The 20,518-nt window shown below is 71.1% G+C and carries 15 protein-coding genes and 1 pseudogene; 5 read left to right on the plus strand and 11 right to left on the minus strand.

The window, feature by feature from the left end; genetic code table 11:
• Position 1: 1 nt before the first annotated feature.
• From ACQPY0_RS33435 to ACQPY0_RS33455, 5 genes are all read right to left on the minus strand, one after another.
• Complete coding sequence (locus tag ACQPY0_RS33435; RefSeq protein ID WP_432969534.1) at positions 2-1,150, minus strand: response regulator; 1,149 nt, start codon at positions 1,148-1,150, stop codon at positions 2-4.
• 81 nt (positions 1,151-1,231) lie between these two features.
• On the minus strand, positions 1,232-3,493 hold the full coding sequence (locus ACQPY0_RS33440; protein ID WP_432969537.1) for a sensor histidine kinase: 2,262 nt from the start codon (positions 3,491-3,493) through the stop codon (positions 1,232-1,234).
• On the minus strand, positions 3,490-5,229 hold the full coding sequence (locus ACQPY0_RS33445; protein ID WP_432969540.1) for a S8 family serine peptidase: 1,740 nt from the start codon (positions 5,227-5,229) through the stop codon (positions 3,490-3,492). Before ACQPY0_RS33445 ends, ACQPY0_RS33440 begins: the two co-directional genes overlap by 4 nt.
• Positions 5,230-5,371: 142 nt before the next feature.
• Positions 5,372-5,755: a response regulator transcription factor gene (locus ACQPY0_RS33450; protein ID WP_432969543.1), complete on the minus strand. Its 384-nt coding sequence runs from the start codon at positions 5,753-5,755 to the stop codon at positions 5,372-5,374.
• Positions 5,756-5,791: 36 nt separating this feature from the next.
• Entirely contained in the window at positions 5,792-6,982 is a 1,191-nt protein-coding gene (locus tag ACQPY0_RS33455) for an HDOD domain-containing protein (protein WP_432969546.1), read from the minus strand.
• A 283-nt stretch (positions 6,983-7,265) separates the two neighbouring features.
• Here ACQPY0_RS33455 and ACQPY0_RS33460 point away from each other — a divergent pair.
• Together ACQPY0_RS33460 and ACQPY0_RS33465 are read left to right on the plus strand one after the other, a co-directional pair.
• Positions 7,266-10,028 (plus strand): annotated as a pseudogene (locus ACQPY0_RS33460) (ricin-type beta-trefoil lectin domain protein); the annotation flags it as partial.
• Positions 10,029-10,086: 58 nt separating this feature from the next.
• A complete protein-coding gene (locus tag ACQPY0_RS33465) occupies positions 10,087-10,620 on the plus strand; it encodes a 3-keto-disaccharide hydrolase (RefSeq protein ID WP_432995480.1) in 534 nt (177 codons plus the stop codon).
• A gap of 54 nt (positions 10,621-10,674) precedes the next feature.
• Here ACQPY0_RS33465 and ACQPY0_RS33470 read toward each other — a convergent pair whose 3' ends face one another.
• Entirely contained in the window at positions 10,675-11,721 is a 1,047-nt protein-coding gene (locus ACQPY0_RS33470) for an aldo/keto reductase (protein ID WP_432969549.1), read from the minus strand.
• Positions 11,722-11,794: 73 nt separating this feature from the next.
• Positions 11,795-12,262 carry a VOC family protein gene (locus ACQPY0_RS33475; protein WP_432969552.1) on the minus strand — a complete coding sequence of 156 codons (468 nt, stop codon included), beginning with the start codon at positions 12,260-12,262 and terminating at the stop codon, positions 11,795-11,797.
• A 112-nt stretch (positions 12,263-12,374) separates the two neighbouring features.
• Between ACQPY0_RS33475 and ACQPY0_RS33480 the strand changes: the two genes are divergently transcribed.
• On the plus strand, positions 12,375-13,355 hold the full coding sequence (locus tag ACQPY0_RS33480; RefSeq protein ID WP_432969555.1) for a helix-turn-helix transcriptional regulator: 981 nt from the start codon (positions 12,375-12,377) through the stop codon (positions 13,353-13,355).
• 150 nt (positions 13,356-13,505) lie between these two features.
• Here ACQPY0_RS33480 and ACQPY0_RS33485 read toward each other — a convergent pair whose 3' ends face one another.
• On the minus strand, positions 13,506-14,540 hold the full coding sequence (locus ACQPY0_RS33485) for a LacI family DNA-binding transcriptional regulator (protein WP_432969558.1): 1,035 nt from the start codon (positions 14,538-14,540) through the stop codon (positions 13,506-13,508).
• A gap of 281 nt (positions 14,541-14,821) precedes the next feature.
• Between ACQPY0_RS33485 and ACQPY0_RS33490 the strand changes: the two genes are divergently transcribed.
• The gene (locus ACQPY0_RS33490; protein WP_432969561.1) at positions 14,822-15,772 is read left to right on the plus strand and encodes a LamG-like jellyroll fold domain-containing protein; all 951 of its coding nucleotides are present in this window, start codon (positions 14,822-14,824) and stop codon (positions 15,770-15,772) included.
• 37 nt (positions 15,773-15,809) lie between these two features.
• Positions 15,810-17,918 (plus strand): PQQ-dependent sugar dehydrogenase, encoded by a 2,109-nt coding sequence (locus ACQPY0_RS33495; protein ID WP_432969564.1) that lies wholly within the window; start codon positions 15,810-15,812, stop codon positions 17,916-17,918.
• On the opposite strand, the gene ACQPY0_RS33500 is transcribed toward ACQPY0_RS33495, so the two are convergent.
• The 3 genes from ACQPY0_RS33500 to ACQPY0_RS33510 are packed head-to-tail and all read right to left on the minus strand — an operon-like array spanning position 17,896 to position 20,511.
• Positions 17,896-18,693: a DUF993 family protein gene (locus ACQPY0_RS33500; protein WP_432969567.1), complete on the minus strand. Its 798-nt coding sequence runs from the start codon at positions 18,691-18,693 to the stop codon at positions 17,896-17,898. The two genes, ACQPY0_RS33495 and ACQPY0_RS33500, sit on opposite strands and share 23 nt — an antisense overlap.
• Positions 18,690-19,664, minus strand: a complete 975-nt coding sequence (locus tag ACQPY0_RS33505) for a Gfo/Idh/MocA family protein (protein ID WP_432969570.1) — start codon at positions 19,662-19,664, stop codon at positions 18,690-18,692. Before ACQPY0_RS33505 ends, ACQPY0_RS33500 begins: the two co-directional genes overlap by 4 nt.
• A gap of 25 nt (positions 19,665-19,689) precedes the next feature.
• Positions 19,690-20,511 carry an ABC transporter ATP-binding protein gene (locus ACQPY0_RS33510; protein ID WP_432969573.1) on the minus strand — a complete coding sequence of 274 codons (822 nt, stop codon included), beginning with the start codon at positions 20,509-20,511 and terminating at the stop codon, positions 19,690-19,692.
• Positions 20,512-20,518 lie beyond the last annotated feature (7 nt).

Below are 20,518 nucleotides of genomic sequence, written 5' to 3' on the forward strand. Positions count from 1 at the left end.
CTCAGCTTCGCAGCGGTAGATCGACGATGAGGATGGAGTTCTTCAGGCCGGTAGTCATCTCGTAGTTGCGCAGCCGGACGAGCAACCGCTCCGTGATGACCTGTCCGCGCGACACGAGCAGCATCCCCTTGGTGCTGTACACGTCGTCGGCGAGCTCGTGGCCGATGGCGAGGTCGTCGATGCCGATCTCCCGTACCGCCTCCCGCGGGACCCGCATCCCGCCGGCCTCGGCGAGCGCGTGCACCAGCTCCGGCGTGAAGGTCTTCCGCGCGGACAGGGTGGCGATCGCGAGATCCGGCGGCATGCCTCGCCAGACGAGTGCGTCGTACTCGCGCACCGCCTGCAGGATCCAGGCCCCCAAGGGCGCGTCCTTGTGCAGCGGGGACATGGGGCTACGGTCGGTCGGCAGCTGGTGCCGGACGATCTCGCGTACCGCCTCCAGCCGCGGGATCCGCGCGAGCACGTTGTCGGCGAGCTGGGGCAGCCTTGCCAGCATCTCCGCGTCGGTGGTGTTGGCGGGGACGCCGCTCTCCATGCGGGCGAGGGTTTCCGCAGGCAGCGTGATGGCTCCGATCTCGCCCATCTGGGCCGCGATCTCGATCTGCCAGGCGTCGGGGATCTCGAGCCTTCGGCACAGCCGCTGCGTGAGGCGTTGCAGCCGGCCGGCGCGGCTGAACAGTGCTGGTTGTGCCATGCCCAGCGTGTCCATGAGTGCGTCGACGCAGCCCTTCAGGGTGGCCTCCAGCAGCTCCCGTTCGGCGCGTACCAGCCGGTTCTGCTCGGCGGCGGCCGCGACCGTCGCCTTGAGGTCTTCGGGAGGACACGGTTTGAGCAGGAACCGGAACACGTTGCCCTGATTGATCGCGGCGACGGCGCCGTTGACGTCGGCGTCGCCGGTCAACAGCACCCGGGTGGTCTCGGGCGAGATCTGCCGGGCCCGTTCCAGGACGTCCACGCCCGTCATGTGCGGCATCCGCATGTCCGACACGACCACGGCGATCGGCTCCTGCCCGGCCGCGCCGAGCAACTCCAGCGCCTCCCGCGGTTGCGTGGCCGTCAGCACGTCGTAGTCGGCCCGCAGGTACCGCTTCAGCCCGTCGAGGACGTACGGCTCGTCGTCCAGGCAGAGGACTCGAGGACTCCCCGCCATCGGCGCCTCCCGTTACCGCTGAACCGCGCACTGCCCTTCCACGCGGAGGTACCCTTCCCATCGGCCGGGACATGCCGATCCTTAGCCGGCGGCAGCGTGCTCGGCGCGGCGCAGGGTGAGCGTGAAGACGGAGCCCACGTTCAGCGTCGAGCTCACCGTGACGTCTCCGCCCATGGCCCGCGCCAGCCGCCGGGAGATGAACAGTCCCAGCCCCGTGCCGCTGGTGCTCATGGTCATCGGATCCTCGACCCGGTGGAACTTTTCAAAGACTTTCTCCAGCTGGTCGGCCGGGATGCCGCGCCCGCGGTCGGACACGTCGACGTGCACGTGGTCATCGTCGAGCCGCATGCGCACCCGGACGTCCTCGGTCTCCGGGGAGTACTTGAGGGCGTTGCCGATGAGGTTGCTGGCCACCTGCAGTGCCCGGTCGAAGTCACAGGCCGCCGGCACCGGGTGGCCGGGCAGCTCGACGTCGATCCGCGGCGTGCCGAGGTCGTTCACGACCTGCCTGACGACAGCGGCCAGGTCGTGCGTTCCCGCGGACACGTGCGGCGTCAGGTCGTCGTCGGCGTCGCCCATCCGCGAGGCGAGCAGCAGGTCCTCGACCAGCCGGGACATGTGCGCCGCCCGGTCGGCGATGAGCGCGAGGGCGTTCTGACGCTTCTGCTCCGCAAGCCGGTCGCCGCGGGTGCGCAGCAGGTGCAGGTACCCGAGGATCGGGGTCAGCGGCGTGCGGAGCTCGTGCGACACCGTTGCGATGAAGTCGGACTTGAGCCGCTCGGTGCGGTGCTCGCGGGTCATGTCCCGCACGACCACCACGTCGCGCACGAGCGTCGCGCCGCTGAAGACGGCCGAGTGGGACAGCCGGAGCCGGCGCCGCTCCCCGTCGGGCCGGCGGATGGTCACTTCGACGGTTGCCCGCGGATGATCGGCCGTCACGGGCAGCAGCCGGCCGTACTCGTCGGGATCAGGCACGTCGAGCAGTTCCGTCAGCCGGCGCCCGCCCGCGGCGGCATCGGCGATGTCGGTGACTTCGGCGATCGCGCGGCTCCACATCTGGATCCGGCCGTCACCGTCGAGCATGAAGATGCCCTCGGTGGACTGCTCCACGACCGCGTGCAGCTTGCTCGTCTCCTCGATCAGCCGATCCAGGTGCTCGCTGCCGCGCATGGCCGCGGCGAGGGCGTTGGCCAGCGGCGCGAGCAGCGTGAGCTCGCGAGTGGACAGCTTGGTGCGCCGCCCACGCACGGCCAGCGCGGCGACGCCGAAGCGGCGATCACCCGCCTCCAGCGGTACGACCACCAACTGGCGGATGTCGTCCGGAAGGTCCTGCGCGACGAAGGTCGGGGTGTCGGCGTCCCGCACGGCGGCCAGGTGATGCGGGACGGGCTCGGCGGACAGCTCACCCGGGGTCTGGGCGTCGGCGATCAACGCGATGTCGGCGCGGTCCAGGACCAGCATCGCGAGGTCGACGTCGAAGGCGTCGCGGACGAGGTGCAGGAAGCGCCGTTCGAGGTCGTCGCGCTCGGCGAGGGCGTGGGACAGTTCGAGCAGGCGCGCGGAGCGGGCGCGCTCGTCCGCCTCCTGCGCCGCTGTGCGGTAGGCATAGGTGACGGCGAGCGCGGGCATCGCCATGAACGGCAGCAGCAGCGGTGCGTGCAGGCCGATCTCGGCGGTGGTCAGGCCGGTGGCCAGCGTCCCGGTGGCCATGTACACGGACAGCCTGGCCTCGGAACGGATGATGCTCAGGCGCGACTCACCGGTGATGATGCTCAGGATCGCCGCCATGCAGACGAGGTTGACGGTGGTGAACGCGATGCTGCCCAGCAGCACGCCGGCGAGCACCCGCGCGTCGAGCGTGCCGGGAGCACCGCCGACCGCGTGCGTCACCACGATCAGCGCCGACACCGCGGCCGTGAAGTTGCCGAGGTTGAACAGAATCTTCACGATCGGCCGCCGCTGTACGACAAGGGCGGCGACCAACCCGAGCACGGCGGCGAGCAGTGCCTGATGCGGCGGCAGCAACAGCACGTCGATGATGAGCGCGGCCTCGTAGAGGCTGAGGGCCTCGACCGCGTCGCCGTGGCGCAGCCGGACCACGGTGATCTCGGCCAGGAAGGTCAGGACCACCAGCGTCGGCAGCAGCCATGCGTCGGGGAGGCCGACGCCGCGCAGGACGCTGCCGCGGTGCGGGAACAGCAGCATCGCGGCGAGGGCCAGGAGGCCGGCGAGCAGGCACAGCCGGGTGACGAGGCGGACGACGGGGTCGCCCCGCGATGTCGGAGCGCGGCCGGCCGCCCGGGTGACACCCGGGCGGCCGGCCGGCGATGCGCTTGCGGTCACGGCTGGAGCAGCCAGGACCACGATCCTGCGCTCCACCGGTCGGTGGCCCACGAGCGGGCCGCCCAGCCGTCCCCGGCCCAGGAACGCGCCGCCCAGTCCGACTCTGCCCAGGATCGCGCGGCCCACGAGCGGGCCGTCCAGTCGGCACCGGCCCAGGAGCGGGCGGTCCAGGCATCGGAGGCCCAGGACCGGGCCGCCCACGAGCGCGCGGCCCAGGACCGGGCCGTCCATTCGGATCCGGCGCCGGCCCACGAACGGGCCGTCCAGGACTGGGCGGCCCACGAGCGGGCCGCGGGGTCGAGCTGCGCCCAGGAGCGCGCCGCCCAGTCTCGCGAGGCTGGGCTGAGCTTGTTCCAGGCGTTGGTCGCGGCGGCGCCGTCGCGGTTGAGGAGGGCCTGCTCCAGTGCCATCCAGCCGTTCGCGTCCCGGACGATCGCCTCGGTGTCCCGGTCGTACTGCGCCGCAGCCTTGCTCGCCGGCCAGCCGGCGGCCGCGGCGAGTACCCGGGCGGCGTCCAGGCCGCCCGCACCGGCCCCGCCCGACCGGGTCAGGCCGGGTGCGGCATACGTGGTAGCGGTCAACAGGTTCTTCACCGCGTCCGGCCGCAGCTTGGGCTGCACCGCGATCGCGGCGGCCACCACACCGGCGGTGACCGCCGTCGCCATGGAGGTACCCGAGCCGCGGAAGTATCCGTTGACGATCCGCGCCTGCGGGTTCGACGTGTCGGCCACACTGCCCGGCGAGCGCAGGCTCACCACGTGCCCGCCCGGCGCGACGAGATCCGGCTTGGCGTCCGCTTGCCAGGTGGGGCCGCGGCCCGACCACGTGCCGACCACGTCGTCGGCGCGGTTCGCGGTGCTCGACTCGTCGAGGCCGCCCGCGGTGAGCAGCACCGGGTCGTTGCCGGGCGACGTCACGGTGCCGGCGTTCGGTCCGTCGTTGCCCGAGGGCACCACCACGGTGACCCCGCGCCGCCAGAGTGCCTCGAGGCCCTGGGTCAGGGGGTCGATCTGGTACGGCAGCGGGCTGTACGACGACAGCGACAGGTTGAGCACCTGCACCTCGCGAGCGTGCTCGCTCACCCACTGCAGGCCGCGCAGCACGGTGATGAGATCGGTGCGGCCCTGTGCGTCGGCGACCTTCACGTCGACGAGCTTCGCTCCGGGTGCCACGCCCCGGTAGGCGCCGCCCGAAGCGGTTCCCGAACCGGCGATCAGGCCGGCCATGAACGTGCCGTGGCCGAAGCCGTCACCGGCGCCGGTACCGGTCACATCGACCCGGCTTTTCACCTTCCCGGACAGATCCGGCACATCGGCGATACCGGTGTCGACCACCGCGACGGTGACGCCGGCGCCCTCGTTGCCGTTCGCGGGCAGGCCGAGCGTCTTGCGTACGGTCGAGACCGGGGCGCCGCCCGCCGTCGCCGAGACGGAGGCCACCCGCAGCACTCGCTGCGGCACCACCACCCACTCCCGGCTCAGCTCGGCGCCCACCGGCAGCCTCGCCGCGACGCCGTCCACCACGGGCAGGGACGCCAGGACGGCTCCCCCGGCGGTCGAGACGGCCACGGCGGCGGCGTCCGCGCTCCCGCCGGTGACCACAACGTCGCGCCACACTCCGCTGGAAACATCCGCGTTCGCGGCCGAAGCCGGTGGCGAGGCGGCCACAGCCAGCAGCGTGGCCGCCACGGCCCCCAATGCCGCCCGCTGAAGGCGCGGCGGGGTGTTCCTTGCCATCCTTGGGGCTCACCTTCCGATCCGTTACCCACGTCAACAACACGTTAGGTAATCGTTACAACACACAGCGTGCACAAGAATGGTGCGGTACGGTCGCGCGGCGCGCAAGTGATCAATCAAGCGGCACCCGTTTCACCACCGCTCACACCACACCAACCACCGGCCCCTCGTACAGCAGCCGATGCAGCAGGTCGACCACGTCGTCGGGAACGAATGGCTTGGCCACGTAGAAATCGGCGCCGTCCACCCAGGCCCGCGCAGCGGACTCCCGGTCGGCCGCAGCGGTCAGCATGATCACCGGCACCGGCTCTCCGTCCTCACCACGGATGCGGCGTAGCACCCCATAACCGTCCAGGCCCGGCATCATGAGGTCGAGCACGACACAGTCCGGCCGCAACGCCTCGAACGCGCTCACGGCGGCGAGCCCGTCCGCCGCCGCCCGCACCTCGTGCCCCTCCATTTCCAGCACATCCGTCAGCAACTGCCGGATGGCCAGCTCGTCGTCGACAACCAGGATCTGCGCCATCACGTCCCCTTCTCTCGCCACCGCTGTGGCCTCGGTTCACCGCGCGGACGCCTGTCCGGCCTGTTCGGATGCTTCCTCGGCGGCCCGTTGCCAATCGGTGGGGGATGCGGTCAGCTGAGGATGAGTCAGGTACTCGGCCAACTCGTCGTCATGCGTGCCGAGGCGCGGGTCCCGGGCCTCGGTGCCCTGGATGAGCAGGTGCGCCGCCCGGACGACCGCGGCGACGCCCAGTCCGGACGACGGCGCGCGGTGCGGGAGATCGCGCGCGGCCACGGCCGCCACGATCGGGTGCGGAAGGCCCCACAGGTGCAGCAGTTCGACCCCCACCTCCCGATGCGTCGGACCTGCGGCGCCCGTCGCCGCGGGATCGACGGGTGGGCACTGGGCACCCCGCGCGCCGGCGAGACTCACCAGCTGGCCGAAGTCCTGCAGCAGGGCCGCAGCTTGCACGTAGGGCCGGTTGGCAGGCGAGGCCATCTGGCCCGCGAGCCGGGCGGTGGCCACGGCATGCCGCCACACCACGTCCAGGTCCCGCTCGACGGCGGGTCCCCACCGCTCGGAGGACCACAGCAGATGACCGGCACCGACCAGCGCCTGGACGGTAGGCAGGCCCAGGGCATTGATGGCGCTCTCGGCGGAGGTGACCCGGGCGCGAGCGCCGAAGAACACTGAATTCGACAACTGCAGCAGCTTGGCGGTGAACCCGATGTCGCACGAGACCACCGACGCCGCGTCCGCGAGCTCGACTTCGGCCGCCCCCAGCACCGCGGTGAGCCGGCCCACGTGCACGGGAAGGGTCGGCAGCGAGCGGACCGCGCCGGCGATGCCGCGCACCACGGCCCCGTGGGAGGCCGAAGTCCTGTGCGTCAGCTGCTCGATGACGGCGACGACGCTTCCCGCGTCGGACGGCTTGGTGAGAAAGCGATGACCGGCGACCGCCACCCTGATCGCCGCCTCCTGCTCGGTATGGCCGGACAGGACTATCCTGGCCACCTCGGGATGCCGATCGCTGACATGGGTGAGCAGTTCCGCACCGTCCATGCGGGGCATGCGCATGTCCGACACGACGACGTCGTACGGTAACTCCGCCAACAGCTCGAGCGCCTGGGCGCCGCTCGTCGCGAACGCCATGTCCCATGCATCGCGCTTGCCGCGCAGCGATCGCCGTAGTCCGTCGAGAATCCGCGGCTCGTCGTCGACGAAGAGTATCCGTGCCTTGCTGTTCACTTCCCCCACATCGGCCCGCGAGCGCTCGGGTTGAGCGGCCCACCGCTCGCGCCGAGCCCGTGCACAGCGCCGCCCGCGCCCGTCGCCCGTGCGGGTTGGGAACCGGCACGCTTTCGCCATTCTCAACAGAAGTTATCGACATTTCGACGGAAGTCCCTTAGCGTGGCGTAACACATCGACGCTTGTCGGTTCCGCCAGTACCGGGCGGCGTCGATGGCCCGTGCCCGTCTTCGGCGAGCGCGCGCGGGAGTCCGTGACGGCTCCTACCCCTTTGGAGCGTTCCATGAAGCGATGGGCGACCCTCGTCGCCGCGCTGCTCGTGGGCGCCGGCGTGCTGCCGGCCATCCCCGCGGCCGCCGCGGTGCCGGCGCAAGAGCCCGGCGTCACCCTGCGCGTCTTCGACCTGCAGGCGCCGCAGAGCTCGATCTGCGTCCTCAAGTCCGGGCAGACACCCAACATCGACAAGCTCATGCCGACCGTCAACTGGAGCACCGCCGCCGACTTCGGCCTCGAGGACTACTTCCAGGCCCAGGTCATCGGCAACGTCAACATCCCGAGCGCCGGCTCCTACGCGTTCCGGCTCACCAGCGACGACGGCTCGCGCCTGGCCATCGACGGCGCCACCGTCATCAGCAACGACGGCCTGCACGGCGCCACCGCGGTCGAGGGCAGTGCCACCCTCACCGCCGGCTATCACGCGCTGCGCATCGACTTCTTCGAGCGCACCGGCGGTCAGCAACTGACCCTGCAGTGGCGGCCGCCGGGCGCGTCCGCGTTCGCGCTCGTGCCCAACTCGGTGCTGAGCACCGACGCCGGCGTCGTGCGGGTGACCGCGCCCGGGCGCAAGGAGTGCGAGGGATCCGCCGACTCGCCGGGCGACGGCCGGCCGCTGTCGTCGGTGCATCCGGGGTACACCCTCACGAACCTGCGCCCGAGCGGCTTCAACCCGCAGGTGAGCGCGATGGACTGGTTCCCCGACGGGCGTCTCGCGATCGCCACCTGGGGTGGCAGCCTCAACACGACCGGTGAGGTGTACATCCTGCGCAACGTCACCGGCGCGACCTCGCCGTCGCAGGTGCAGTACACCCGCATCGCGACCGGGCTCAAGGAACCCATGGGCCTGAAGATCGTGGACGGCATCATCTACGTCTCACAGAAACACGAGCTGACCGAGCTCACCGACACCAACGGCGACGGGCAGATCGACCGGTACCGCACGGTCGCGACCTGGCCGTTCGACGGCAACTTCCACGAGTTCGCGTTCGGCCTGCTCTACCAGGACGGGTACTTCTATCTGAACCTCTCGGTGTCGATCAACGAGGGCGGCGCGACGACCGAGCCGCAGGGCTCGCCGAACCGTGGCACCAGCCTGAAGATCAACCGCTCGACCGGCGCCGTGCAGTACGTCGCCGGCGGCCTGCGTACCCCCGACGGCATCGGCTGGGGCCCGGCCGGCGAGCTTTTCGTGACCGACAACCAGGGCGGGTGGCTGCCCGCGTCGAAGCTCGTGCAGATCAAGCAGGACCGCTTCTTCGGCCACTACACCAACCCCGACGGCCCCTTCGACGGCCAGCCGATCACCCAGCCCGTGCTCTGGCTGCCGCAGAACGAGATCGCCAACTCCCCGAGCACGCCACTGGTGCTGCACAACGGGCCCTTCGCCGGGCAGGTGGCCTTCGGTGACGTGACGTACGGCGGGGTCCAGCGCGCCTATCTGGAGACGGTCAACGGTGAGTACCAGGGCGCGGTCTTCCGCATGACGCAGGGCCTGGAGATGGGCGTCCTGCGCATGAGCGAAGGCCCCGACGGCGCGCTCTACGCCGGCGGGCTCGGCGCCGGCGGCAACTGGGGCCAGGAGGGCAAGCTGACGTACGGCCTGCAGAAGCTGACCCCCAACGGCGTCAATGCCTTCGACATCAAGGCGATGCGCGTCAGGCCCGGCGGCTTCGAGCTGGAGTACACGCAGCCGGTGTCGGCCGCCACGGCCGAGCAGCTGGCCTCGCACTACACCTTCAAGCAGTGGCGATACGTCTCCACGCCGGCCTACGGCGGCCCGAAGGTCGACGAGGAGACCCTTGCGGTCACCTCGGCGACGCTCTCGGCCGACCGGTTGAAGGTCACGGTCCAGGTCGCCGGCCTCAAGCCCGGACGGGTCGTGTACGTGCGCTCGCCGCGGCCGTTCACGTCGGCCGCGGGCGAGTCGCTGTGGAGCACCGAGGCGTGGTACACCCTCAACGCCCTTGCCGACGGCACCCTGCCGCCCACGGGTCAGCAGGAGGCCGAGAACTCGGGCCTGAGCGGCAGCGCGGGAGTCGCGACCGACCACAGTGGATACACCGGCACCGGCTTCGTGGCCGGCTTCGGCAACGCTGGCGCCGCGGCCACGTTCAGTGTCGCCGCGCCCAGTGCCGGCTCCTACAATGTGGCGCTGCGCTACAGCAACGGCCCGAACCCGTCGGCGGGGCCGAAGACCGTCAGCCTGTACCTCAACGGCGCCAAGGTGCAGCAGATCTCCCTCGGCAGTACCGGCGACTGGGAGACGTGGGCGACGCAGACGCAGACGCTCACGCTGCGGGCCGGCGGCAACACGATCGCGTACAAAGTGGACAGTGGCGACATCGGCCACGTCAACCTCGACAACATCGCAGTCTCGCCGGCCGGCGGCGGATCGCCGGATCACACCGGCACCATCACCGGCATCGGCGGCAAGTGCGTCGACGTCAGCAACGCCGGCACCGCCAACGGCACGAAGATCCAGCTGTGGACCTGCAACGGTACGACCGCCCAGAGCTGGACCCGCACCGGCGACACGCTGCGCGCCCTGGGCAAGTGCCTGGACGTCGACAACGCCGGTACCGTCAACGGCACCAAGGTGCAGCTGTACGACTGCAACGGCTCGGCCGCCCAGGTCTGGCAGTCCCAGCCCGACGGCACCTTGCGCAACCCCCAGTCCGGCAAGGTGCTCGACGCGGCCGGCGGCGCCTCGGCCGACGGCACGCAGCTGCAGATCTGGGACGCGGCCGGGGTGGCGCAGCAGATCTGGGTCCACAACGGACCGTCGCGGGTGACGCTGTTCAACGGCGGGAACCTCAACGCGTTCAGCAATGCCGACGCTACCGCCCCGACCTGGCCGGTCTCGGGCGGCTCGGCCGAGGTCCTGGGCGGCGACATCCGCACGAAGCAGGCATTCGGCGACTTCAAGCTCCACGTGGAGTTCTGGCTGCCGAACCTCCCGCCGGACGTCGGGCCAGACCCGCGCCAACTCGGGGATCTACCTGCAGGACCGCTACGAGGTCCAGGTCCTGGACACGTACGGCAAGGCGGTTCTGGCCGACAACGAGTGCGGGTCGATCTACCTCAAGCGTGCGCCCGACAGCAACCCGGCAACGGCGCCGGAGACCTGGCAGACCTACGAGATCACATTCCGGGCGGCCCGCTGGAGCGGCACGACGAAGACCGAGAACGCCCGCGTGACGGTCGTCTGGAACGGTGTGACGGTCCACAACGACGTGGCCGTCGATGGCCCGACGGGCGCCGGCGCCGCCGAGAGCCCGGCCGCACTGCCGATCCGCCTGCAGGACCACGGCGACCCGGGCGCGAACGTGCGCTACCGCAGCATCTGGATCGAACCCGTCTGATCCCGAGCCGGACGAGCGCGCCGGCCGGCAACCGGCCGGCGCGTCCTCGTTCGGTCATGCCCGGTCCGCTGCGGCGCGGTCGGCGCCGCGGCGGCGCCGCAGGTGGGGTTGGGCGAGTTCCGGCGGCACGTAGGAGACGTCGAGCGGGCCGAGGTCGACGCCGGGTGGGGCGACCTCGTCGATCCGGTCCAGGATGTCGTCGTCAAGGGTCGTGCCGGCCCCGGCGAGCAGATCGTCGAGGTGGGCCGTGGTGCGCGGTCCGATGATGGCCGACGTGACCGCCGGATGGGTGATGGTGAAGGCCAGGGCGAGGTGGGTCAGCGACATCCCGGCCTGTTCGGCGATCGGGATGAGCTGCTCGACGGCGTCGAGTTTGCGCTCGTCGGTCATGTGCCTGGGCGCCCAGTGCATGCGAGCGTGGGAGGCCTGCTCGCCGCCGCCCTTGCGGTAGCGGCCGGTGAGCAGGCCCATGGCCAGCGGGCTCCAGACGAGCGTGCCGAGCCCGTAGCGTGCGCAGACCGGGAGGACCTCACGCTCGATGCCGCGGTTCAGGATCGAGTACGGCGGCTGTTCGCTGCGGAAACGGGCCAGTCCGCGCCGCTCGGAGACCCACTGCGCCTCGACGATGTCCGCGGCCGGCAGGCTGGAGTGGCCGATCGCGCGTACCTTGCCCGCCCGCTGGAGGTCGGTCAGCGTGGCGAGGGTCTCCTCGATGTCGGTGCCTGGTTCGGGGTGGTGGACCTGGTACAGGTCGATGTGGTCGACGCCGAGGCGGCGCAGCGAAGCGTCGACCGCGGTGACGATCCAGCGGCGGGAGTTGCCGCGCCGATTGGGATCCGTACCCATCGGGCCGTTGACCTTGGTGGCGAGCACGACGTCGTCGCGGCGGCCGCGCAGCGCCTTGCCCACGATCCGTTCCGTCTCGCCGTCGCCGCCGTAGACGTCGGCGGTGTCGATGAAGTTGATACCGGCGTCGAGGGCTCGGTGGATGATTCGGATGCAGTCGTCGTGGTCGGGGTTGCCGTTCGGGCCGAACATCATGGTGCCCAGGCAGTATGGGCTGACCTGGATGCCGGTGCGGCCCAGGGGGCGCGTACGCATGAATGGTTCCTTCTCAAAGCCGGGGATCGGGTGGGACGAGGCCGCCGCCTCGTCCCGGTGCCAGAGGCGAGGATCAGTCGTTGGTGTACTGGGCGGCGACGTCGAGGATCCAGGTGATGCCGAAGCGATCGGTCAGCATCCCGAACGCCGGCGCCCACTGCACCGGCCTGTACGCCTCGACGATGGTGGCGCCGCCGGCCAGCTTCTCCCACAGCGCGCCGACCTCTGCGACGGTCTCGCCGCGGACGGACAGGAAGAACGGCTCGCCGGTCAGCGTCATGCCGTTCTCGCGCCGCGTGGCGGGCGCCGGTGCGGTGCCCGCTCCGGCCTGGCTGGGCACGTCGTAGGCCATGACGCGGAAGCCGTTGTCGGCCGCGACCTGGCCCCAGACGACCTTGCCGGCGTCGGACAGCTCCTTGGGCATCCCGAAGTCGCCGTACGTGATGACCATGATCTGGCCGCCGAACACCGACTGGTAGAACTCCAGCGCCTCCTGGGCGTTGCCGCGAAAGTTGAGGTGGGCGGTGGTGGTGATGCTCATCGAGACTCCTGGTGAGAGTTGTTGCCGGTCACGGTGTCCGGCCGGCTTCATCACCAAGATTCGGCGCCATAGGTGACAGGGTGTGGCACCTACTGCGGGCAGCATCAGATACATGCCGAAAACGTCCGGTCGACTGCTGGCCCTGTTGTCGCTGTTGCAGACGCGCCGTGACTGGCCGGGCATGCTGCTGGCCGAACGGCTCGGCATCAGCCTGCGGACCGTGCGCCGCGACGTCGACCGGCTGCGCGAGCTCGGCTACCCCATCGCCGCCGTCAAGGGTCCCGACGGTGGCTACCGGCTCAGCGCCGGCACCGAACTACCGCCGCTGCTGTTCGACGACGAGCAGGCCGTCGCCGTCACCATCGCGCTGCAGATCGCCGCCACCACGCCGGGCAACGGCACCGGCGAAGCGGCCGCACGGGCCCTGACCACCATCCGGCAGGTCATGCCGTCGCGGCTCCGGCACCGCATCAACGCCCTGCAGATCACCGCCGTCGAACGGCCCGCCACCCGGCCCACCGCCCCGATCGACGGCGAGGTGCTCCTGGTGGTCAGCTCCGCTGTGCACGCCCACGAGATCCTCCGCTTCGACTACGGCTCCGAGACCGCGGACAAGCCCCCGCGCCGCGTCGAGCCCCATCACGTCATCACCTGGGACGGGCGCTGGTACCTCGTCGCGTGGGACCTCGACCGGTCGGACTGGCGCACCTTCCGCGCCGACCGGATCACCCCGCGCATCCCCAACGGACCCCGCTTCACGCCCAGGGAACTGCCCGGCGGCGACGTGACCACCTTCGTCATCGGCCGATTCCGCGGCGCTGACGACGGCACCATCGGCTGGCCCTGCCGGGGCACCGTGATCCTCGATCTGCCGGCCGCGACCGTGGCGCTCTACACGCGCGACGGGATCGTCGAGGAGCTCGGCCCGGACCGCTGCCGGCTCACGCTCGGCTCCTGGTCCTGGCCCAGCCTCGCCGCCGCCATCGCCCGCTTCGACACCGAGATCGAGGTGGTCGACCCCGCCGAGCTCACCAACGCCTTCGGCCACCTGGCCCGCCGCTTCGCCCGTACCGCCGCATCGCCGCCCTGGTAATGCTTGTCAGGCGCGAGCTGCATGCTCCGCAACGATCCGGGGCGAGGACCACCGATGCCCGTGGATGACGATCCGTCTGGCCGCTGCCCGTCTGCTCGTCGTCGTTCATGGCGGGTTTCCGCCTGAGGTGATCTTGCTCGCCGTGCCCGGTCAGCGGGCCGGCGCGGGGCCGGTCGAGTCGCGGACGACCAGGGTGTGGCCGGTGGGCCGGCGGCGGGGGCGGGTCGACCTGGGTTTGAGGGCGAGCGTGAGGGCCATCCGTCCCATTTCGGTCATCGGCAGGCGTACTGTGGTGAGGCTCGGGGCGAGGTCGGCGGCGACCGACACGTCGTCGAAGCCGACCACCGACATCCGTTCGGGCACCGGGATGCGCCGGGCCCGCAGGATGGACAGCACGCCGATCGCCATCGCGTCGTTGAGCGCGATGATGGCGCTGCTGTCCGGGTGCTGGTGCAGGATCCGCTCGGCGGCCACCCGGCCACCGTCGCGAGTGAAGTCGGAGTGCACGACGGGCAGTTCGTCGAGCGAGAGCCCGTGCGCGGACAGCGCGGCGGCGACCCCGGCGAGGCGGTCGACCACTGTGGTCAGTCCCGGCGTGCCGGCGGCGACGGCGATCCGCCGGTGGCCGAGTCCCAGCAGGTGTGCGCCGATCGCGCGACCGCCGGCCTCGTTGTCGGGCACGACGGCGTCGACGCCGAGGGCGTGCCGGCCGATGACCGCGACCCGGCCGCCGGCGCGCTGGAACGCGGCGAGTTCGGTGCGCGCCTCACCCTCCACACGCGCGTCGTCGTAGCCGGACCCGGCGATCAGGATGATGCCCACCCGCTGGGCGATCAGGTGCCGCAGCTGGCGCAGCTCGTTCTGCGGGTCGCGGCCGGAGTGGGCGATCTGGACCAGCAGTCCCTCCTCGGCGGCGACCTCGATGACCCCGCTGGCGATTTCCGAGAAGTAGGGGTCATCGATCTGGTGGACGATCAGGCCGACCGTGGAGCTGGCGCCGCCGGCGAGGGTGCGGGCGTACGGGTTGGCGACGTAGCCGAGCTCGCGGGCGACCTGCCGGACCCGGTCGGCGACCTCGTCGCTGACGCCCTCGCGGCCGGCCAGAGCGCGGGAGGCGGTCGCCAGCGATACGCCGGCGCGTTCCGCCACGTCGACGAGGCGCAGCCGCGCGCCGGGTCTGGGCATCCACAAACTCCTGACATCACATTGATCCGCATAGCGCTCTTGCCTGTGGCGTAAGGCACAGCATAGAGTACGTAAGCGCTTTCGTAAGCGCTTTCGTAAGCGGGGCACCGCCGCTGCCCGGCTGCCGTCCGGCAGCGTCACCTGGGCCCGGCCAGCGGCCCGGGCGGCCCTCAGTCCTGTCCAGACGTACCTCCAATCCAGCGACCGGAGCACGGTCCCGCGCCTCACCTGAGCGCCTTTGTCAGCGACCGCCACCGCACCGACGAACGGAGCACCGTCCAATGAGAAGAACCAGAAGGGCCGCTGTCGCGGCCGCCGTCCTGCTGGGTCTGGCCCTGACCGCCAGCGCGAGCCCCGCCCAGGCTGACCGGCCCGGCCCGCACGACGTCCACCCCGCCCTGTGGTCGCATCTGGTCGCCTTCTACGACTTCGACCACCCGATGCCCGGCGACGCCGCGCTCGAACAGGACCTCGGCCGCTCGAGCACCGAGATCGAACTGGTCAACGGCGGCGCGGACATGCGGGTGCCCGACAAGGCGTACAAGCACAGCGGCAACGCGCTGCAGACCGGGCAGGTCAACCCGGCGGTCGCCGGAAACGACGACTGGAAGGCCGGCACCTGGTCATCCAGCGGCGTGCGGACGCTGCGCGCGTTCAGCGGCGCCGGGGGTACGACGGTGATGGGCTGGTTCAAGCGGGAGATGGACGGCCCGGCACTGAACTCCACCACCGCCAACCCGACCGACCGGTACAACGCGATCGGCCTGGCCGGCGTGCTGACCGGCGACTCCGACGGGCACGGTGTGCGCGCCCTGCTCGAGCTGATCGACGTCAACAGCGAGCTGCGCCTGGTCGCGCTCGGCCGCCGCCTCGACGGCGGGTCCTCGCAGACGTTCGCGGCGAATGAGGACTGGCGCACCCTGCTGCCGAAGGGGAAGTGGGTGCACCTCGCCGCCACCTACGACTTCACCGCCGGCACCATGGCGCTCTACCGCAACGGCGAGCCGGTCGACGGCTTCTACACCGTCGCCGGTGACCCGTGGAAGGTGTCCGGGCCCGGCCCGCACGTCACCAGCTCCACCGACCCGCGCGGCATCAAGATCGGCGGCAGCTTCCCGCAGAACAACCTCGAGCGCAACCCGTGCGACTGCCGCATGGACGGGCTCATGTTCCTCGACAGCGCGATCCCGGCGCGCGACATCGCCAAGCAGTACCGCTACATGGCCCGCTGACCGTCCTCGGCCCGCCCCACCGAGAAGGAGAACCCGCGTGTTCATTCGCGCTGCCAGCACCGGCAGGCTCCGCAGAGCCGCGCTCACCGCCGGGCTCACTGCCGCCACCCTCGTCCTGTCCACGCTGGTCGCCGGACCCGCCCGGGCCGCCGGCGCCGTCTACGACCCGATCCCCGAGTCGCCGATCCAGTCCCGGCTGGGGCTGGTCCTGCAGGAGTACGCCAGCTTCCCGAAGTCGAACCCGACCCCGGCCCCCGTCGACCAGCGGCTGGTCCGCCAGGCCCGGATCAACACCATCAACGAGCTGCCCGACGGCTCCGGCCGCCGCGCCGTGCCGGACCTCAACGGCAACCTCTACTTCGTAGAGAACGGCGTGCCGCACGTCTACCTCGACGTGGCCGCGACCTTCGCGCCGCAGTTCTTCTCCGGCCGCGGCCTCGGCCAGGGCTTCGGCTACGTCGCCTTCCACCCGGACTTCGGGCGCAACGGCCGCTTCTACACCATCCACACCGAACAGGCGTCGCTCGCCACCCGGACTCCGGACTACGCCCAGCCGAACACCATCTACCAGGGCGTCATCACCGAGTGGACGGCCACCGACCCGGCCGCCGGCACCTTCTCCGGCACCCACCGGGAGCTGCTGCGGATCGGCTTCGGCGGCCAGATCCACGGCATCCAGGAGATCAACTTCAACCCGACCGCGAAGCCGAACAACAAGGACTACGGCATGCTGTACCTCGCGGTCGGTGACGGCGGGCAGGGCTACCGCAACGGCGACCCGCAGAACATGGGCATGCCGCACGGCAAGCTGCTGCGGATCGACCCGCGCGGCACCAGCGCGCCCAACGGCCGATACGGGATCCCGGCCGACAACCCGTTCGCCGGCCGGGACGGCGCGCTCGGCGAGATCTACGCGGTGGGCTTCCGCGACCCCCACCGGTTCAGCTGGGACCGGGCCACCGGCCGGATGTTCCTCGGCCACATCGGCGAGCACGCCATCGAGTCGATCTACGAGGTTCGGGCCGGCGACAACTTCGGCTGGAGCGAGCGTGAGGGCTCGTGGGTCTTCGACAAGACCGCGGCCAAGCCCTGCGACAAGCTCCAACCGCTGCCGGCCGACGACGCGAAGTACGGCTACACGTACCCGGTCGCCGCGTACGACCACAACCCGGCCCCGGGTTGGGATTGCACCTCCGACGTGGGCGTCGCGGTGGCTGGTGGCTTCGTCTACCGCGGCCACACCGTGCCGGCCCTGATCGGCAAGTACGTCTTCGGTGACCTCGTCGACGGTCAGATCCTCTACACCGTGGCGGACGAGATGCGCCGCGGCAAGGGTCTCGCCCCGATCCACCGGCTCGCCCTCTACACCACCGCCGGCAACCTGGTACGGATGCAGGACCTGTCCAGCCCGGGCGCGCCCGGTGACCCGAACCGGGTCGACCTGCGCTTCGGCACCGACGCGGCCGGTGAGCTCTACATCGTGGCCAAGGCCAACGGGAAGATCTGGAAGGTCGTCGGCACCAGGAAGGTGGCCGACGGCGCCGTGGGCAGGACCAAGGTGGTCCACACCGGCGGCGCCAAGAACTGGACGCCGGTGACCCCGTCGAAGTGGCAGTTCAACGGCGACCAGGTGATCCTCGCCGAGGCTGGCGTGAGCCGCCCCGGCCCGCGCCGCCCGTTCGAGTACGCCCTCCTCAACAAGGGCCCGTCGGCCTGGTCGTCGGTGCAGATCGACGCCCGGGTACGCCTCGACACGCCGGTGGAGGTCACCGACCGGGACATCATCATCGTGTTCGGCTGGCAGTCGGACACGCAGTTCTACTACGCGCACCTGTCCACCGACAACACGATCTACCCGCACAACGGCATCTTCAAGGTCAACAACGCCGACCGGGAACGCATCGATCACCAGTGGAACGGCCGCTCCCGCGGCGCCAACCCGGCGATCACCGACGCCGACTGGCACAAGGTGCGGGTCGTGCACCTGCCCGCGACCGGTGAGATCGCCGTCTACGTCGACAACGCCAAGGACCCGCTGCTGACCGCGAAGGACACCACCTTCGGCTCCGGCCGGGTGGGCTTCGGCTCGTTCGACAACACCGGCCGGACCCGTCTCTTCACGGTCACCGGTACGCCGGCGGCCTGATCAACGCACAGCAGGGGCGGCGGCGCGGATGTGCCGCCGCCCCACCGCGTCTCAGGGGCCCACTCGGGCGGTGCGTCGAGGTGTTGAGCGACAGCCGATCCAGGCGCGGGTCGGCGGTGCTCATGCGCTCACTCCGGCGACCGACGGTGGGCGGGGCGAAGACGTGCCGGGACAGCGGCACGGTCGGGTCGAGGACTTCCCGGAAGCCCGCGGTGTCGCCGGCATCGAGGCGCTGCAGCGCCGCCGACGCGGCGGGGGCGATGGCCGCGAACGCGCCGAGCAGGGCGTGGCTGAACTGCCCGCCGTCGCCGGCGATCAGCTCGGGGTAGTGGTAGTCGTCGCCGGTGTAGACCCGGACGGTGGGCGGCAGCAGGTCCCGCAGCCGGATCTCCCGCTCGGCCTCGAGCAGCGACACGAACGTCTTGGTCGCGTCGTCGAGGTCGGTCGAGCCCCAGGAGCGGGCAAGGGCCGGGTCGAACATGTCGCCGAGCCAGTGCAGCACGACCGGCGCCGTTGTGCCGGACAGCACCTGGTCGTAGGCGCGCCGGTAGTCGTCCGGGCCGGTGGCCAGCGCGGCGAGCGGCCGGCTGGCCATCACCACCGCGGTCGCGCCGCACTCCTGGACGAAGGCGACCTGCTCGGCGTACGCGGCGCCGCGGCGTACGCGATCCGGCTGGCCGGCGGGCCGGCCGGCCGCTGCCAGCCGGCCGGCTCGCGCAAGGTGAGGGCCTCGGTGGCGCCGCCGGGGATTGGCAGGGTGATCCGGGCCGGTCACAGCGTGATGTTCTCGATCTCCACCCGGCGGCCCTCGCGCGCCGACAGCAGGCTGGCCTCGGCGAGCTGCACGCCGCGGGCGCCGGCTAGGAAGTCCCACGGGAACGGCTCGTCGTCGACGACGTGGCGCAGGAACGCCTCCCACTGGACCTTGAACCCGTTGTCGAAGTCCTCATTGTCGGGGACGCTCTGCCACTGGCCGCGGAAGTTCTCGGTGAGCGGCAGGTCCGGATTCCACACCGGCATGGGGGTGGCGCCGCGGTGCTGGATGCGGCACTCGCGCAGCCCAGCCACGGCGCTGCCGTGGGTGCCGTCGACCTGGAACTCGACCAGCTCGTCGCGGTAGACCCGCACAGTCCAGGAGGAGTTGATCTGGGCGGTGATGCCGCCGCCGTCCTCGGCCCGGTAGTTCCAGCTCGGCCGCTGGGCGTCCTGCCAGTCGCCCTCGAACACCCAGTAGCCGAACTCGCCGCGCACCGACAGGATCCGGCCGAAGAACCCACCGTCGACCAGCCGCTTGAGCTTGCGCAGGCCGGGCAGGAACAGCTTGTCCTGTACAACGCCGTTCTTGATGCCCTTGGCGGCGGCGAGCCGGCCCAGTTCCAGGGAACCGGTCAGCCCCTCGGCGAGCGGCTTCTCGGTGTAGACGTGCATGCCCGCGTCGATCGCCGCCCGGACGGCCTTCTCCCGCTGGGCGGTCACCTGCGCGTCGAAGTAGATCTGGTGGGAATCGTCAGCGAGCGCGGCATCCAAGTCCGTTGTGTACGACGTCAGCCCGTGCCGGGCGGCGATCTCGGCGAGCTTGGCCTCGTTGCGGCCCACCAGGGTCAGCTCCGGCCAGATGCGGCTGCCGTCGCGGGCCGGCAGTCCGCCCTGCTCGCGGATGGCGAGCAGGGACCGGACGAGATGTTGGCGGTAGCCCATCCGTCCGGTCACGCCGTTGAGGATGATCCCGACAGCCGTGCGCTCCACTGTGTTTCCTTCCCAGGTCCGGCGGCTATTCGGCGGTCGTCGTCGCACCCAGGAGGTCCCGGATGCGTCCTGTGGCGCGGGCGAACTCCGGCTCCGACATCGTCTGGCCGTAGTCGCGCTCGACGGGTAGGTCGACGTCGATGACCTCGGCGAGGGTGCCGGGTCGAGGGGTCATGACGACCACCCGGTCGGCCAGGTAGACCGCCTCGGCGATGGAGTGGGTGACGAGCAGGACGGTGGTGCCGGTCTCCCGCCAGATGCGCCGCAGCTCGACGTTCATCTGCTCGCGGGTGAGGGCGTCCAGCGCCCCGAAGGGCTCGTCCATGAGCAGGACCGGGGGGCGGTGCAGCAGCGCGCGGCACAGGGCCACCCGCTGCTGCATGCCGCCGGACAGTTCGTTCGGGTACGCGTCCTCGAAGCCGGTCAGGCCGGTCATCGCGATCAGCTCGTCGACGCGCTGGCGTGCCTGCGCCTTGGGCAGGCGCCGCATCTCGGCCTGGAGCAGGATGTTCTTCCGGGCCGTACGCCACTCCAGCAGGGCGGCGCGCTGGAAGACGTACCCGATGTCGCGCCGCGGTCCCCGCACGTCCTCGCCGTGCAGGCGGACCTGGCCGGACGAGGGCCGCAGCAGGCCGGACACCAGCTTCAGCAGCGTCGACTTGCCGCAGCCGGAGGCGCCGACGATCGAGACGAACTCGCCGGGCTCGATCCGCAACGAGACGTCGCGCAGCGCGGTGACGTCCTTCTTCTTGGTACGGAAGCGGACCGCGACCTGGTCGATCTCGACCGCGGCGCCGGTCGCCGTGGCGTCAGTGGACTGCTGCGTGGTGGTGTTGCCGACCGTCATCTCGGGT

This window comes from Dactylosporangium sp. CA-233914, assembly GCF_050942935.1.
In the GTDB taxonomy this organism is placed as follows: Bacteria; Actinomycetota; Actinomycetes; order Mycobacteriales; family Micromonosporaceae; genus Dactylosporangium.

Excerpts from the sequence above, each read along its gene's own strand:
- ACQPY0_RS33435 (WP_432969534.1), bottom strand. The coding sequence starts at position 1,150 with ATGGCGGGGAGTCCTCGAGTCCTCTGCCTGGACGACGAGCCGTACGTC.
- ACQPY0_RS33445 (WP_432969540.1), bottom strand. The coding sequence starts at position 5,229 with ATGGCAAGGAACACCCCGCCGCGCCTTCAGCGGGCGGCATTGGGGGCC.
- ACQPY0_RS33450 (WP_432969543.1), bottom strand. The coding sequence starts at position 5,755 with ATGGCGCAGATCCTGGTTGTCGACGACGAGCTGGCCATCCGGCAGTTG.
- ACQPY0_RS33465 (WP_432995480.1), top strand. The coding sequence starts at position 10,087 with ATGCCGACGCTACCGCCCCGACCTGGCCGGTCTCGGGCGGCTCGGCCG.
- ACQPY0_RS33470 (WP_432969549.1), bottom strand. The coding sequence starts at position 11,721 with ATGCGTACGCGCCCCCTGGGCCGCACCGGCATCCAGGTCAGCCCATAC.
- ACQPY0_RS33475 (WP_432969552.1), bottom strand. The coding sequence starts at position 12,262 with ATGAGCATCACCACCACCGCCCACCTCAACTTTCGCGGCAACGCCCAG.
- ACQPY0_RS33480 (WP_432969555.1), top strand. The coding sequence starts at position 12,375 with ATGCCGAAAACGTCCGGTCGACTGCTGGCCCTGTTGTCGCTGTTGCAG.
- ACQPY0_RS33485 (WP_432969558.1), bottom strand. The coding sequence starts at position 14,540 with ATGCCCAGACCCGGCGCGCGGCTGCGCCTCGTCGACGTGGCGGAACGC.
- ACQPY0_RS33490 (WP_432969561.1), top strand. The coding sequence starts at position 14,822 with ATGAGAAGAACCAGAAGGGCCGCTGTCGCGGCCGCCGTCCTGCTGGGT.
- ACQPY0_RS33510 (WP_432969573.1), bottom strand. The coding sequence starts at position 20,511 with ATGACGGTCGGCAACACCACCACGCAGCAGTCCACTGACGCCACGGCG.